The sequence below is a fragment of the Serratia sp. FS14 genome (assembly GCF_000695995.1).
GTDB lineage: Bacteria > Pseudomonadota > Gammaproteobacteria > Enterobacterales > Enterobacteriaceae > Serratia > Serratia nematodiphila.
Genome location: NZ_CP005927.1, coordinates 3,866,543 through 3,880,115 on the forward strand (window position 1 = coordinate 3,866,543; position 13,573 = coordinate 3,880,115).

Annotated in this window: 11 protein-coding genes and 1 pseudogene; 3 read left to right on the top strand and 9 right to left on the bottom strand. The window is 59.8% G+C overall.

What is annotated here, in order from left to right; translation table 11 throughout:
* The first annotated feature begins 104 nt into the window (after positions 1-104).
* Positions 105-1,517, top strand: coding sequence for a pyruvate kinase PykF (gene pykF / locus L085_RS17565; RefSeq protein ID WP_004931353.1), 1,413 nt, complete (start codon positions 105-107; stop codon positions 1,515-1,517).
* A gap of 308 nt (positions 1,518-1,825) precedes the next feature.
* Positions 1,826-2,062, top strand: coding sequence for a major outer membrane lipoprotein (locus L085_RS17570; RefSeq protein WP_004931354.1), 237 nt, complete (start codon positions 1,826-1,828; stop codon positions 2,060-2,062).
* A gap of 142 nt (positions 2,063-2,204) precedes the next feature.
* On the opposite strand, the gene L085_RS17575 is transcribed toward L085_RS17570, so the two are convergent.
* The 7 genes and pseudogenes from L085_RS17575 to sufA all read right to left on the bottom strand — a co-directional run bounded on the left by L085_RS17575 (position 2,205) and on the right by sufA (position 9,123).
* Positions 2,205-3,218 (bottom strand): L,D-transpeptidase family protein, encoded by a 1,014-nt coding sequence (locus tag L085_RS17575; RefSeq protein ID WP_044031344.1) that lies wholly within the window; start codon positions 3,216-3,218, stop codon positions 2,205-2,207.
* A 296-nt stretch (positions 3,219-3,514) separates the two neighbouring features.
* Entirely contained in the window at positions 3,515-3,931 is a 417-nt protein-coding gene (sufE, locus tag L085_RS17580; RefSeq protein ID WP_044031345.1) for a cysteine desulfuration protein SufE, read from the bottom strand.
* Positions 3,932-3,967: 36 nt separating this feature from the next.
* Positions 3,968-5,193 (bottom strand): annotated as a pseudogene (sufS, locus tag L085_RS17585) (cysteine desulfurase SufS).
* Positions 5,190-6,476, bottom strand: coding sequence for a Fe-S cluster assembly protein SufD (sufD, locus tag L085_RS17590; protein WP_044031346.1), 1,287 nt, complete (start codon positions 6,474-6,476; stop codon positions 5,190-5,192). The pseudogene sufS and the gene sufD overlap by 4 nt, the downstream one beginning before the upstream one ends.
* Positions 6,451-7,197: a Fe-S cluster assembly ATPase SufC gene (gene sufC / locus L085_RS17595; protein ID WP_016927936.1), complete on the bottom strand. Its 747-nt coding sequence runs from the start codon at positions 7,195-7,197 to the stop codon at positions 6,451-6,453. Before sufC ends, sufD begins: the two co-directional genes overlap by 26 nt.
* A 43-nt stretch (positions 7,198-7,240) precedes the next feature.
* On the bottom strand, positions 7,241-8,737 hold the full coding sequence (gene sufB / locus L085_RS17600) for a Fe-S cluster assembly protein SufB (RefSeq protein WP_004931367.1): 1,497 nt from the start codon (positions 8,735-8,737) through the stop codon (positions 7,241-7,243).
* 14 nt (positions 8,738-8,751) lie between these two features.
* Positions 8,752-9,123 carry a Fe-S cluster assembly scaffold SufA gene (sufA, locus tag L085_RS17605; protein ID WP_004931368.1) on the bottom strand — a complete coding sequence of 124 codons (372 nt, stop codon included), beginning with the start codon at positions 9,121-9,123 and terminating at the stop codon, positions 8,752-8,754.
* Between the two features lie 526 nt (positions 9,124-9,649).
* Between sufA and L085_RS17610 the strand changes: the two genes are divergently transcribed.
* On the top strand, positions 9,650-10,054 hold the full coding sequence (locus tag L085_RS17610; protein ID WP_004931369.1) for a hypothetical protein: 405 nt from the start codon (positions 9,650-9,652) through the stop codon (positions 10,052-10,054).
* A 45-nt stretch (positions 10,055-10,099) separates the two neighbouring features.
* On the opposite strand, the gene menI is transcribed toward L085_RS17610, so the two are convergent.
* Positions 10,100-10,516 (bottom strand): 1,4-dihydroxy-2-naphthoyl-CoA hydrolase, encoded by a 417-nt coding sequence (gene menI, locus L085_RS17615; protein WP_016927938.1) that lies wholly within the window; start codon positions 10,514-10,516, stop codon positions 10,100-10,102.
* Positions 10,513-13,569 (bottom strand): FAD-binding and (Fe-S)-binding domain-containing protein, encoded by a 3,057-nt coding sequence (locus tag L085_RS17620; RefSeq protein ID WP_044031347.1) that lies wholly within the window; start codon positions 13,567-13,569, stop codon positions 10,513-10,515. Before L085_RS17620 ends, menI begins: the two co-directional genes overlap by 4 nt.
* Positions 13,570-13,573 lie beyond the last annotated feature (4 nt).

The window sequence follows — 13,573 nt, forward strand, 5'->3', positions numbered from 1 at the left end:
AACTATGTTTTTCACCACCAGGCACGGCCCAAATTCCCTACCGGCGTAAACCGCGCCGGTCAAATTCGTTTTTTTATCCATCACAACTTGTAGAAAACTCCGCCATGAAAAAGACCAAAATTGTTTGTACCATCGGTCCAAAAACCGAATCGGAAGAAATGCTGACCAACCTGCTCAATGCGGGCATGAACGTGATGCGTCTCAACTTCTCTCACGGCGACTATGAAGAGCACGGCAACCGCATCAAGAACATGCGCGCCGTGATGGCGAAAACCGGTATCAACGCCGGCATCCTGCTGGATACCAAAGGCCCGGAAATTCGCACCATGAAGCTGGAAGGCGGCAAAGACGCCTCGCTGGTCGCCGGCCAAACCTTCACCTTCACCACTGACCAGAGCGTGATCGGCAACAGCGAGCGCGTGGCGGTCACCTACGCCGGCTTCGCCGCCGACCTGAAGATCGGCAACACCGTGCTGGTTGACGACGGCCTGATCGGCATGGAAGTCACCAACGTGACCGAGAACGAAGTCATCTGTAAGGTGCTGAACAACGGCGACCTGGGCGAGAACAAAGGCGTTAACCTGCCGGGCGTGTCCATCCAGCTGCCTGCGCTGGCCGAGAAAGACAAACGCGACCTGATCTTCGGCTGCGAGCAAGGCGTCGACTTCGTGGCAGCGTCCTTCATCCGTAAACGCTCCGACGTGTTGGAGATCCGCGAGCACCTGAAAGCCCACGGCGGCGAGCAGATCCAGATCATCTCCAAGATTGAAAACCAGGAAGGCCTGAACAACTTCGACGAAATCCTCGAAGCGTCCGACGGCATCATGGTTGCCCGTGGCGATCTGGGCGTTGAAATCCCGGTAGAAGAAGTGATCTTCGCCCAGAAGATGATGATCGAGAAATGCAACCGTGCGCGTAAAGTGGTCATCACCGCCACCCAGATGCTCGATTCCATGATCAAAAACCCGCGCCCTACCCGCGCGGAAGCCGGCGACGTTGCCAACGCCATCCTGGACGGCACCGATGCCGTCATGCTGTCCGGCGAGAGCGCCAAGGGCAAATACCCGCTGGAAGCGGTCAACATCATGGCGACCATCTGCGAGCGTACCGATCGCGTGATGCCAAGCCGTATCGACACCCTGAACGATCGTCGCAAGCTGCGCATCACCGAAGCGGTGTGCCGCGGCGCGGTTGAAACCGCCGAGAAACTGGACGCGCCGCTGATCGTGGTCGCCACCAGCGGCGGCAAGTCGGCAAAATCCGTGCGTAAATACTTCCCGAACGCGGTGATCCTGGCGCTGACCACCAATGAGACTACCGCGCATCAGCTGGTGCTGAGCAAGGGCGTCATCCCGCAGATGGTCAAGGAAATCGCCTCCACCGACGACTTCTACCGCATCGGTAAAGAAGCCGCCCTGGCCAGCGGCCTGGCGCAGAAAGGCGACGTCGTGGTGATGGTCTCTGGCGCGCTGGTGCCGAGCGGCACCACCAACACGGCCTCGGTACACGTGCTGTAATATAAAACGTGACATAATTGTCTTGATCAAAACGCCGCTTTGCGGCGTTTTTTTTATCAGCAGTAAACTATTTTTCTCAAAACGCAACCGCGATCCGCTCATTATTTAGCTAATAAAGAATCGGAGTAGTCCCATGGAAGCCGGCTGTTTTCCCTCGTTTTTTTAACTAATTTGTAAAACCAGATGCAAGTTTGAGCGAACGATCAAAATAAAGCACCTCAACACTAAAAAATTATTCTCTTTCGAAAAAAGTTTGTGTAATACTTGTAACGCTACATGGAGATTAACTCAATCTAGAGGGTGTTATAATGAATCGTACTAAACTGGTACTGGGCGCGGTAATCCTGGGTTCCACTCTGCTGGCTGGCTGCTCTAGCAACGCTAAAATCGATCAACTGTCTTCTGACGTTCAGACTCTGAACGCTAAAGTTGATCAGCTGAGCAACGACGTGAACGCAATGCGTTCTGACGTTCAAGCTGCTAAAGACGACGCAGCACGCGCTAACCAGCGTCTGGACAACCAAGCTCACGCTTACAAAAAGTAAGATAGCTTTGGTTATTGAAAACGGCGCACATTGTGCGCCGTTTTTTTTTGTCTGTTCGCCAGCCAGGGGGGTTCCTGCACGGCAGGCAAAAAAAAGAGGTTCAGCACGCTGAACCCCTCTTCGACCGCTCAATCCTGCAAACTTAGTTCACCGAACTGATTGGCGCTGCCTTGAATGGGCTCTTATTCGCCGCAGGAGCCGCCGCAGGCGTCAAACTCACCGCAGACGGACTCTCCCCTACGTTGACCAGCACCGGCATGCCAGAACGGCGTACAACCGCGCTATCGAACACGGCGCGATCGGTCTGACCATCGGCCGCAAAGGCTTTCTCCGCTTTAGACAACGCGATCGGCATGGTCTGCGGATCGTCGCTTTCCACCCGCGACAGCGGTTGGTGCACTTCCACATAGCGTTTGCCGTCCGGCTCAACGGAAATCTTCACCGGATCGTTGATCACTTGCACCCGCGTACCGCGCGGCACCATGTTGAACAGCGCCTCGATATCCGTCGGACGCAGGCGAATGCAGCCGGAGCTGACGCGCATGCCGATACCGAAGTTGGCGTTGGTGCCGTGGATCAGGTATTCACCGCGCCCCATCGCCAGACGCAGGGCGAACAGCCCCATCGGGTTCTCAGGGCCGGCCGGCACCACCGCAGGCAGCGTCACGCCCTGGGATTGATAGCGCTTGCGGATGTTGGCGGTGGGCGTCCAGGTCGGGTTAGGGATCTTCTGGCTGATGGAGGTCACCTCCAGCGGCGTGTGCATCCCGGTCTGGCCGATGCCGATCGGATAGACGATCACTTTTTTCTCGCCTTTCGGGTAGTAATAAAGGCGCAGCTCGGCCAGGTTGACGATGATCCCTTCACGCTTGGTGTCAGGCAGCAGCATTTGGGTCGGAATGGTCAGCACCGTACCCGGCTTGGGCAGGAACGGATCCGTGCCGGGGTTGGCTTCCAGCATGCCCAGCAGGCCGATCTTGTAGTCAGCGGCGATGGCTTCCAGCGGGCGGCCGTCGTTTGGCACGGTATAAGTGGTGTTTTCGCCGATCAGACGGCTGTCCGGCGGCGGCAGCGGGTACTCGGTCGCACTGGCGGCCTGCGTGCCGGCCAATACGGTGGCGAAGACCATGCCCATTAAACTCAACGCACGTTTCATTATCATCCCTATATTTTTTATGACGGTTCGCCCACAAGGCTAACGAGCGCCAGGTGGAGGGTAAATCAGACAATACCTGATTAATACTAGCAACGCTGGTATCAAAGGCAATAAGTCCTCTAAAAATCAACACGTTATAACGTAATCGCCGTCATTGATTGTCAACGAAACGTCAACAGTTAAGCTGCTGAAATATCACTGAATTGGGCGCGTTGCCCGGAGGAAAATTGTGAATTGTAAAGACTCATTGACAAAGCAAAGGTATCAATGAGTCTTGAGGATGAAGGCGTTATGGATCAGGCCAGCTGCGCCGCTTTACTGCGAATGGCGCGGATCATCGCCTCCAGCCCCTGCGAGCGCGAAGGCGTCAGATGTTGGCTGAGCGCCAGCTCGGTGAAAAACGGCCGCACATCGAGATCGACGATCTGCTGCGGCGTCAATTGGCGATAAAGAATGAACACCACCGCCAGCAACCCTTTGACGATCGCCGCGTCGCTGTCGCCGTGAAACTCGACCTGCCCCTGCTCATCGCGGCGCATCACGATCCACACCTGGCTCTGACAGCCGGAGAGCAGGTTGGCGGCCTGCCGCTCCGCCTCGTACAGCGGCGGCAATTTAGCGCCGAGTTCAATCACGTACAGGTATTTCTCCTCCCAGTTCAGACAGCGGGAGAAATTACGCACCAATTTATCTTTGTCCGGCAAATTCGCCATGGGGATCCTTTTGTACCGCCGGGGACACGCCCCAGCCTAACCTAATAACTGATGAATGCGTTGCAGCCCGGCCACCAGCCGGTCCACCTCTTCGCGGGTATTATATAACGCCAGCGAAGCACGGCACATGCTCGGCACCTGATAAAACGCCATCAGCGGCATCGCGCAGTGATGGCCGGTGCGAATGGCGATACCGTACTGATCGAGGAAGCTGCCGACGTCATAGGCGTGGTGCTCTCCCAGATTGAAGGCTATCACCCCGGCGCGATGCGCCGGACCATAGATTTTCAGCGTCGGCACCTGCTTGAGCGCCTCGAGCGCGTAATGCATCAGCGACTGTTCATAATCGTGGATCGCATTCAGGCTCAAGGCTTCGACGTAATCAAACGCCGCGCCCAGCCCTATGATGCCGGCGGTGTTCGGCGAACCGGCCTCGAAGCGCCACGGCGGATCGGCGAAGGTGGTGCCCGCCGTCAGGCTGACCTGCCGGATCATCGAGCCGCCCCTTCCCACGGCGGCATCTGCTGCAACAACGCCTGGCGGCCATACAGCATGCCGATGCCGGAAGGGCCATACAGCTTATGGCCGGAAAACACGTAGAAATCGCAGTCCAGCCCCTGGACATCGACGCGCTGGTGCATCACCGCCTGCGCGCCGTCCACCAGCACCGTCAGATCCGGTGACAGGGTTCTGGCACGGGCGATGATCTCGCGCACCGGGTTGACGGTGCCCAGCACGTTGGAGACCTCGGTCAGCGCCAGCAGTTTACAGGACGCGTCGACCAGTTCCGGCAACCGAGCCAGATCCAGCGTGCCGTCCGGCTGCAGCGGCCACACCCGCAGCTGCAACCCGCGCTCCTGCGCCAGCATCTGCCACGGCACGATGTTGGCGTGGTGCTCCATCTCGGTGATGAGAATCGCATCGCCCGGCTGCAGCAGGTGGCGGCCAAAGCTGTTGGCCACCAGATTGATGCCTTCGGTGGTGCCCTTGACGAACACCATCTCTTCCGCCGAGGCAGCATTGATAAAGCGCGCCGCCTGTTCCCGCACCGCTTCCATCTGCTGAGTCGCCTCGGCGCTCAGGGTGTGGATACCGCGATGCACCGCCGCATACCCGTGGCGGTAGAACTCCAGCTCGCGGTCGATCACCGCCTGCGGTTTCTGCGCGCTGGCGGCGCTGTCGAGATAGGCCAGCGGTTGGCCGTTCACCTCACGCGCCAACAGCGGGAAATCGCCGCGTACGCGTTCAATCGGATAACTCATGCAGCCTCCCCCGGCAGGCGCTGGGCGATGCGCGCCAGCACCCGTTCCCGGATGGTGTCGTTGGCGATGCCTTCGGTCAGCTCGGCGGCGAAGGCGAAGATGATCATCTGCTGCGCCGCGTGCTTGTCGATGCCGCGCGACTGCAGATAGAACAGCTGCTCTTCATCGATGCGCCCCACGGTAGCGCCGTGGCTGCACTTGACGTCATCGGCGTAGATCTCCAGCTGCGGCTTGGTATCCACTTCCGCCACCTTACCCAACAGCAGGTTATGGTTGGTCATCTGGCCGTCGGTTTTGATCGCGTGCTTGGCCACTTTGATCATGCCGTTGAACACCGCCTTGCCGCGATCGCTGACCACGGTTTTATGCAGCTGTCGGCTTTCGCAATAGCCCTTGTTGTGCTCCAGATAGGTGCGGGTGTCGCAAATCTCTTTGCCCACCGGCAGCACCAGGCTGTTGATCACCAGATTCGCGCCTTCGCCGTTCAACTGCGCGCTGGTGTTGTGCCGCGTCAGGCCGGCGCCCAGCAGGAAGCTGTCGCTTTTCACCCGCGCGTCGCGGCCGATAACCAGATCGTTGTGAGCAAAGTGGTAGCTTGGCTGGCTCTCAAACGCCAGCTTGCAGTGCAACAGCCCGGCATTGTCCGCCACATTGGCGGTCAGGCGCGCGCCGGTGAAGTGTGCGGCCTCGCCCAGGCTGACGTAGTGCTCGATCACTTCCGCCTCAGCCCCGCGCCCGATCTCCAGATGATGGCGGTGATGCACGGTGTTCACTTCCCCGGCGGCGGCGCGTCCGCTGCTGATGTGCAGCAGATACAGCGGGCGTGCAGGGATCTTGCCGGCCGGCAAGCGAATCAGGCTGGTTTCCTGCGCCAGGCTTTCGGTCAGGTGCAGAAAAATCTCCGGCTGGATCGGCTCCGGCAACGCCTGAGGCGTGCCATAGGCGGTCAATTCGAACTGGTAGTCGCCCAGGTCGCCATCGCTCAGCGCGGCGCTGTAGCGGCCATCGATAAACACCAGCCGACAGGCATCGATGCCGAGCGCCAGCGCATCGAGCTGCTCTGCGCTCACCGGGGCGGGCTGCGGCTCGAGGAATTGCTGCTCCAGCAGGCTCTCCAGCGGCGTGTATTTCCAGTTTTCATGCTTGCGCGTCGGCCAGCCGAGGCGCAGCGCCTGCTGCCAGTGCGCCAGCGCATGCGGCGAACGCTCGCCGCCGCGCCCTTCGAACAGGCGATACAGCTGCTGCAGCGCGTTTGAATTACTGTTGGTCGGTAAGCCAGCCATAGCCCTGCTCCTCCAACTGTTTCACCAGCGAGAAATCGCCGGATTTGACGATGCGCCCCTGGGACAGCACGTGTACGTAATCCGGCTGGATGTAGTCCAGAATGCGCTGATAGTGGGTGACGATGATAAAGGCGCGCTTGCCGTCCCGCAGCGAGTTGACGCCGTTGGCGACGATTTTGAGCGCATCGATGTCCAGGCCCGAATCGGTTTCATCGAGAATGCACAGATCCGGCTCCAGCGCCGCCATCTGCAGAATGTCGTTGCGCTTTTTCTCACCACCGGAGAAGCCGACGTTGACCGAACGGGTCAGCAGATCGGCCGGCATATCCAGCAGCGCGATTTTCTCTTCGATGAAATCGGCGAAGTCAAAGCGATCCAGCGGCTCCTGCTCGCGGTATTTGCGCACCGCGTTGACCGACGTCTGCAGGAAGAAGTGGTTGCTGACGCCGGGGATCTCCACCGGGTACTGGAAGGCCAGGAACACGCCCTCGCCGGCGCGATCTTCCGGATCCAGCTCCAGCAGATCCTTGCCCTTGAAGGTGACTTCCCCTTCGGTCACTTCGTACTCTTCACGCCCGGCCAGCGTGGCGGACAGCGTGCTCTTGCCCGAGCCGTTCGGCCCCATGATGGCGTGCACTTCGCCCGGTTTGATCTCCAGATCCAATCCCTTGAGGATCTCGTTGCCTTCCACGCTGACTTTCAAATTCTTGATGCTTAACATGCTGTGTCCTCAGATAGCGCCGACGGCGCTAAAAATGCGGCGATTAACCCACGCTGTGTTCCAGGCTGATGGCCAGGAGTTTTTGCGCCTCGACGGCGAACTCCAGCGGCAGCTCGGAGAAAACGTCCTTGCAGAAACCGTTGACGATCATCGAAATGGCGTCATCCTCGCTGATGCCGCGCTGCAGGCAGTAGAACAGCTGGTCATCGCCGATCTTCGAGGTAGTGGCTTCGTGCTCCAGCTGAGCGCTGTTGTTGCGCGCTTCAACGTAAGGGAACGTGTGGGCACCGCTGTCCGGCCCGATCAGCATCGAGTCGCACTGGGTAAAATTACGGGCGTTTTCCGCCCCCGGCAGGATTTTCACCAGGCCGCGATAGGTGTTCTCGCTGTGGCCGGCGGAGATGCCTTTGGCGATGATGGTCGACCTGGTGTTTTTGCCGATGTGGATCATCTTGGTGCCGGTATCCGCCTGCTGATGGCCGCTGGTCAGCGCCACCGAGAAGAATTCGCCGATCGAGTTGTCGCCCTGCAAAATCACGCTCGGGTATTTCCAGGTGATGGCCGAGCCGGTTTCCGACTGGGTCCAGGACATTTTCGAACCGGCGCCTTCGCACAGCGCGCGCTTGGTGACGAAGTTGAGGATACCGCCCTTGCTCTCGCCGCCGGAGAACCAGTTCTGCACCGTCGAGTATTTCACTTCGGCGTCTTTATGCAGGATCACTTCCACCACCGCCGCGTGCAGCTGGTAGCTGTCGCGCACCGGGGCGGAACAGCCTTCGATATAGCTGACGTAGCTGCCTTCGTCGGCGATCAGGATGGTGCGCTCGAACTGGCCGGTTTTGGCGGCGTTGATGCGGAAGTAGGTCGACAGCTCCATCGGGCAGCGCACCCCTTTGGGCACATAGACGAAGGTGCCGTCGGAGGCCACCGCGGCGTTCAGCGCAGCGAAGAAGTTATCGTTGGACGGCACCACGCGCCCCAGGTATTGACGCACCAGATCCGGGTATTCCTGGATCGCTTCGCCGAACGAACAGAAGATCACCCCGCTCTCCGCCAGTTTTTCACGGTAGGTGGTGGCGACCGAGACCGAGTCGAAGATGGCGTCCACCGCCACCTCGCTGCCCTCGCGCACCGGCACACCGAGCTGGTTAAACGCCAGCTCCACTTCGCTGGTCAGGTAATCTTTTTCCGTCGCCGCGCCCGGTTGCTGCTCGGCGCCGGGTTGCGAACCGCATGCATCGTCGCAGCTGCCGCAGGACGGCGCCGAATAGTAACTGTAGTCCTGGTAGTTCAGGCGTTCGTAATTGGCCTTCAGCCAGTGCGGCTCTTCCATCTGCAGCCAGGCGCGATAAGCCTCGAGGCGGAATTCCAGCATCCACTCGGGTTCGTTGCGCTTGGCCGAGATGGCGCGCACCACCTCTTCGTTGATGCCCTTGGCCAACTCATCGGTTGCCAGCTGGGTGAAGAAACCTTCTTTGTAGCGACCTTCGCTGACCCAAGCCTGCACTTCATTAGGCATTTCTACATTGCTTCGTGTCATGTTGATTGCATCGCTCAAACGCCAAAGCTCTCGCCGCACCCGCAGGCATGCTGAGCTTTAGGGTTGTTGAATTTGAATATTTGATTCAGCCCTTCGCGGACGTAATCTACCGTGGTGCCATCGATGAACGGCATGGCCTTCAGCGGCACATACAGTTTGGCGCCGTCGCGCTCAAACAGCAGATCGTCATCGGCGGGTTCGCGGGTCAGATCCAGCACATAGGCAAAGCCGGCGCAGCCGGATTGTTTCACCCCTAGCTGCAGCCCTTTCACCTGCGGATCCTGCTGCATCAGTTTGGTTATTTGTCGTACGGCGCTGTCGCTGAGCGAAATGCCTTGCCAGACATTTTCATCCAGAGAAAAAGTGCCGACATTTTCCGTTTGCATAGGGTCTACCTCACACTCGTGTTTGGCCACAGCCAATCTGGGTTGCTTATATGTTAGTGATAACGATTATCACTTCAACCGTTTGTTTTGCGGGGGTATCCGCCGCAAGCGCGGTTTTTCGCTGCGGCGTGCGGCAAGCCAGCGGGACATCCGTGGCGGCTTGCGGCGTCTGGCGGCAAGGTGTGCATGCTATCCCTATGAATTTGTTATTTATCCTGCATCACCGTACCGCACTCCCCGGTGGCCCGTCAGCGTTACAGCGCCGCGGTACGTTGCCGATCTAAACATTCATAGAAAATACCTATTTCTGCATTCTGTCTGTCGTAAATGTGCGTTTATCGGCATTTCGTGGCGCAGCGCAAGCGCGCGCCCTCAGGTTAAAGTTTAGTCGCTCAGCATCAAGTTGGGTCGTCGGCGGCCTTTTACACCCCGCGCAATGAAAAAACGCCACGCCGGGGATTGATCGGCAACGCGGCAGTTTATATGATAATGATTATCATTCAATTTGAATTTGAGCGCGAAGCCAATGACTCTTTCGATCAACGCATGGTTGCTGGGCAAGATTGATGACTACAAATTCAGCGTGCGCGACGCCACGGTGGACTTTTACATGGCCGAAGCGGCGCTACGGCGCCCGGAATGCAATATCGACCACCTGAAGCGGTACAACAGCGTCAGCCTGACCATGGCCAATTTGTGTCTGGAGAACGGCGACGACGACAGCTACCTGCACGCGCTCAGCAAGCTGCACAACCGGCTGATCGTCGAGATCAACAACCCACAGCGTTGCCAGCTGTTTCGGGTGCAAAGCTACCACTTCGCCCGCCATACGCTGACGCTGATCTGCCAAAAATATGCAATGGAAGGCACCTGGGAGAAGGCGAACGCGTTTCAGAAGGACTTCGTCAAACGCGTGCCGTTTCAGCTGTAAAGCGAAAGGCTCCGCAGGCCGAGCGCCTGCGGAAAGCGGCGGGGATCAGTCGATGACCGCCGTAGTCAGACGCGAGGTGCAGCACAGCCGATCGCGCGCGTCGAAGATCTCGATTTGCCACACCTGATGACGACGGCCGACGTGCAGTGCGCGGCACACCCCGCGCACCTGGCCATCGAACACCGCGCGCAGGTGGTTGGCGTTGATCTCCAGCCCCACCACTTTCTGCTCGCCCTCACTGCACAGATAGCCGGCCATCGATCCCATCGATTCCGCCAGCACCACCGACGCCCCGCCGTGCAACAGCCCGAACGGCTGCCGGGTACGGCCATCGACCGGCATGGTGGCCTCGAGGAAATCCTCGCCCAGTTGGGTAAACTCGATGCCCACATGGCTGACCATGCAGCCGTCACCGGCGCGGTTCAGCTGCTCCAGCGATGTTTCACGTTTCCACAATTTCACTCAATCATCTCCAGAAGTGCCTGTAATGGGTGGCGCACGCCATTGCCCTCGATGCGTTTCACCTGGCTGCGGCAGGAATAGCCGGTCGCCAGGCAGCGCTGCCGCGGCAAACGCTGTAGCGTCGGATGCCATGATAGCTCATAAATGCCGAGCGAGTTTTGCAGGTTCCTGGCTTCATGGCCGTAGGTGCCCGCCATGCCGCAGCAGCCGACGCTGACGTTCTCCAGTTTGGCGCCGAAACGGGCGAAGATCGCCGCCCACTGTTGGCCGCTGGCCGGCAGCGCGGTGGTTTCGGTGCAGTGGCCGAACAGATACCAGGGTTCGCCGGTCGCCGGCTGTTCGACGCGATCCGCGATCCGCTGCTGCAGCCATTCATGCACCAGCTGCACCTGGAAATCGCCGCGCTCGGCGCCAAGGATCTCGCGGTATTCGTCGCGGTAACACAGCACCAGCGCCGGATCGACGCCCACCAGCGGCATGCCTAGCTGCGCCACGCGGTTGAGGAAATCGGCGGTTTTGCGCGCGGTGCGGGCGAACCGCGTCAGGAAGCCCTTCACATGCTGCGCCTTGCCGTTCGGCGAGAACGGCAGCAGCACCGGTTTATAGCCGAGCTTCTCCACCAGCCGAACAAAGTCCGCCACCACTTTGGCGTCGTAATAGCTGGTGAACGGATCCTGGACGATCAACACGTGTTCTGCGCGCTGCTCGGCGTTCAGCCCTTCCAACTGCTCCAGCGTCAGCGTGATCGCGCGGTGGCCGGACAGCTGCTGACGCAGCGTCGGGCTGGACAACAGCGGCAGATCGACCATGCCGATGGCGTTGCGGCTCATCTCCCGCAGCCACGGCTGGCGGAAGAAGAAGTTGAACACCTTCGGCGCGCGGGCCATCAACGGGGTATAGCTCTCCACGCCGGCGACCATATAGTCGCTTACCGGGCGCAGATAGCGAGTGTGGTAAAGCTGCAGGAAGCGCGAACGGAATCCCGGCACGTCAATCTTGATGGGACACTGGGTTGAACAGGCCTTACAGGCCAGGCAGCCGGACATCGCCTCTTTCACTTCGTGCGAGAAGTCATACTCACCCTTGCCGGCGTGCCAGCTGTTGCGGGTTTTCTCGATCAGGCCGCGCAAGCTGAGGCGCTGCTGCGGCAGCTGTTTCTCCAGCGCCAGCGGATCGACCCCCTGCTCGGCCAACAGACGCAGCCACTCGCGCACCAGCGTCGCCCGCCCTTTCGGCGAATGAATGCGGTTGCCGCTGATCTTCATCGACGGGCACATCGGGCTGCGCACGTCGAAGTTGAAGCACAGGCCGTTGCCGTTACACTCCAGCGCGCCACGGAACGAGGTGCGCACCTCGACCGGGATCTGGCGATCGAAGGTGCCGCGTTTGACCGCATCCACCTGCATCATAGGCGCATCCACCGCCAGCGGCGAACAGATCTTGCCTGGGTTCAGGCGGTTATCCGGATCGAACGCCGCCTTGATGCGGCGCAGCTCTTCATACAGCGTTTCTCCGAAGAATTCAGGGCTGTATTCCGCGCGGAACCCCTTGCCGTGCTCCCCCCACAGCAGGCCGCCGTATTTGGCGGTCAGCGCCACCACCCGATCGGAGATCTGCTTCATCAGCACTTCCTGCTGCGGGTCGCACATGTCGAGCGCCGGGCGCACGTGCAGCACCCCGGCGTCGACGTGGCCAAACATGCCATAGCTCAGATTGTGGTCATCGAGCAGTTGCCGAAATTCGACGATATAGTCCGCCAGATGTTGCGGCGGCACACAGGTGTCCTCGGCGAACGGAATCGGCTTGGCGCGCCCTTTGGCGTTGCCCAGCAGCCCGACCGCCTTCTTGCGCATGTTGTAAATGCGCTCGATGCCAGCCAGATCGCCGCAGATCTGGTACCCGATCACGCCGCCCTGCCGCTGCGCGATCAATTCGTCCAGCCGTTGGCACAGGGCCTCCATCTGGCCGTCGATCAGCGCCCGATCGTCGCCGGCGAACTCGACGATGTTCAGCCCGAGCATCTCTTTATCCGGCACGTCGGCGATCAGTTCGTTCACCGAGTGCCAAACGATGTCTTCACGCGCCAGGTTCAACACCTTGGAATCGATGGTTTCCACCGACAGCGCCTTGGCCTCGACCATAAAGGGCGCATTGCGCAGCGCCGAGTCGAAGGAATCGTACTTCACGTTGACCAGGCGGCGCACTTTCGGCAGCGGCGTGATGTCCAGCCGCGCCTCGGTGATAAACGCCAGCGTGCCCTCGGCGCCGGTCAGAATACGCGTCAAATCGAAGGTTTGCAGATCGTCGCTCAGCACGTGGCGCAGATCGTAACCGGTGAGGAAGCGGTTGAGCTTGGGGAATTTCTCCAGGATCAGCGCGCGCTGCTCGCGGCAGCGGTTGAGCACCGTGCGGTAGATGCGCCCTTCGGCGGTCTCTTCCAGAGCAATCGTTTCCGCCAGCGCCGTCGGCATGGCGCGGGTATCGATCATCTCGCCGCCCAGCAGCACCGCCCGCAGCCCCAACACGTGATCGGAGGTTTTGCCGTACACCAGCGAGCCCTGGCCGGAGGCATCGGTGTTGATCATTCCCCCCAGCGTGGCGCGGTTGCTGGTGGACAGTTCCGGCGAGAAGAAGTAGCCGAACGGCCGCAGGTATTGATTCAACTGGTCCTTGATCACCCCGGCTTCGACTTTCACCCAGCCCTGTTCGACGTTGATCTCCAGAATGCGGTTCATATGGCGCGACATATCGACCACGATGCCGGTATTGAGCGACTGGCCGTTGGTGCCGGTGCCGCCGCCGCGCGGGCTGAAGGTCAGCGTATTGAAGCGCTCTTCTCCGGCCAGACGGGCGATCAGCGCCACGTCGGCGGTGGAACGGGGGAACACCACCGCATCGGGCAGCAGCTGATAGATACTGTTGTCGGTGGCCATCGTCAGCCGGTCGGCATAGCTGGTGGCGGTATCGCCGTTGAATCCGTTTTGCTTCAGTGCTTCCAAAAAGTCGAGCACCCGTTGAACCAGGCCGGGCGCCTGAGAAATCTGTGGGATCATTCGC

Excerpts from the sequence above, each read along its gene's own strand:
- pykF (WP_004931353.1), top strand. The coding sequence starts at position 105 with ATGAAAAAGACCAAAATTGTTTGTACCATCGGTCCAAAAACCGAATCG.
- L085_RS17570 (WP_004931354.1), top strand. The coding sequence starts at position 1,826 with ATGAATCGTACTAAACTGGTACTGGGCGCGGTAATCCTGGGTTCCACT.
- L085_RS17575 (WP_044031344.1), bottom strand. The coding sequence starts at position 3,218 with ATGAAACGTGCGTTGAGTTTAATGGGCATGGTCTTCGCCACCGTATTG.
- sufE (WP_044031345.1), bottom strand. The coding sequence starts at position 3,931 with ATGGCGAATTTGCCGGACAAAGATAAATTGGTGCGTAATTTCTCCCGC.
- sufD (WP_044031346.1), bottom strand. The coding sequence starts at position 6,476 with ATGGCTGGCTTACCGACCAACAGTAATTCAAACGCGCTGCAGCAGCTG.
- sufC (WP_016927936.1), bottom strand. The coding sequence starts at position 7,197 with ATGTTAAGCATCAAGAATTTGAAAGTCAGCGTGGAAGGCAACGAGATC.
- sufB (WP_004931367.1), bottom strand. The coding sequence starts at position 8,737 with ATGACACGAAGCAATGTAGAAATGCCTAATGAAGTGCAGGCTTGGGTC.
- sufA (WP_004931368.1), bottom strand. The coding sequence starts at position 9,123 with ATGCAAACGGAAAATGTCGGCACTTTTTCTCTGGATGAAAATGTCTGG.
- L085_RS17610 (WP_004931369.1), top strand. The coding sequence starts at position 9,650 with ATGACTCTTTCGATCAACGCATGGTTGCTGGGCAAGATTGATGACTAC.
- L085_RS17620 (WP_044031347.1), bottom strand. The coding sequence starts at position 13,569 with ATGATCCCACAGATTTCTCAGGCGCCCGGCCTGGTTCAACGGGTGCTC.